Origin of the sequence: Streptomyces durocortorensis, assembly GCF_016901035.1 — a bacterium.
GTDB classification, from domain to species: Bacteria; Actinomycetota; Actinomycetes; order Streptomycetales; family Streptomycetaceae; genus Streptomyces; species Streptomyces durocortorensis.
In genome coordinates this window covers 1-1,129 of record NZ_JAFEUF010000510.1, presented here as the reverse complement: position 1 = coordinate 1,129, position 1,129 = coordinate 1, and the positions used below count along the sequence as shown (strand labels likewise).

Annotated in this window: 1 protein-coding gene; it reads right to left on the bottom strand. The window is 72.7% G+C overall.

The window, feature by feature from the left end:
* Window positions 1–89: 89 nt before the first annotated feature.
* On the bottom strand, window positions 90–1,129 hold a 1,040-nt coding region (locus tag JS521_RS35805), incomplete at its 5' end, for a chitinase (protein WP_205087010.1).

Below are 1,129 nucleotides of genomic sequence, written 5' to 3'. Positions count from 1 at the left end.
GGCCCGGGAGGTGTACGACGTGGGGCGACGACAGGCGGGGCCCGGCCGGGGCGCGCGGTGCGGGGGGAGCAGGTGGTCCGTGCGCGTGGCTACCGGTAGGCGGCGAAGGCCTTCGTGAAGGCCAGCGGCTCCTGGTCGATCGAGCTGCAGGTGGCGTCGGCCTCCGGCTTGGGGCCGCCGGGGCACGCCTTGTCCCGGGTGCCGGACCACATCGCGAGGCGGCCGATGCCCTTCTCCTCGGCGAACTCGACCAGTTGACCGGCGTCCTCGACGGTGAAGATCTCGGTGACGACGTCGTTGACGCCGATCATCGGGGTGACCGCGACGGCCTGCCACGCGGCGGCCTCCGAGAGGCCGAGGACGCCCTTGAGCTGGGCCTGGGTGGCGGTCGCCGCCTGGATCGCGTACGCGCCCATGTCGTCGCTGTAGGCGGGGCCGTAGTCCATCGCCATGATGTTGACCGCGTCGACACGGACGCCGTTCTTCTCCGCGTCGGCCAGCAGGTCCACGCCCGGCTGGGTCAGCCCCTCGGGCATGACGGGCAGGGTGAAGGCGACGTCGAGGTCGGGGTACTTCTTCTGGAGCTGGGCGATGGCCTGGGAGCGGCGGGTGTTGGCGGCCGCGTCGGGCAGGGCGGCGCCCTCGATGTCGAAGTCGACCTTGGTGAGGTCGTAGGCGTCGACGACCTTGCCGTACGCGGGGGCGTGGTCGTCGGCGGAGGAGCAGTTGAGGGCGAGTTCGGCACCGGCCGCACCGCCGAAGGAGACCCGGACGTCACCGCCCTGCTCGCGCAACGCACTTATCTGGGAGGCCACTTGGTCGTCACCGAGACCGGTGACGCCGCCCCAGAGCGGCGCGCAGCCGCCGCCGGAGGTGATGAAGGCGAGGTGGAACTCCTTCACGCCCGTCTTGGCGGCGGTGTCGAGGAGGTCGTAGGCGGGGTTGAGCGAGGTGTCGATGAAGGGGGCGAAACGGACGCCGGTTTCCCCACCGCCCCCGGGGCGACCGGTGGCGGTGGGGGTCGGCGTGGGCTCGCTGCTCTTCGACGGCGTGGCGGACGCGGACGGCGAGGCCGACGGTGTCGCCGTGCGGGAGGGCGTACGGGACGGAGCCGCCGACGCGGAGGGGG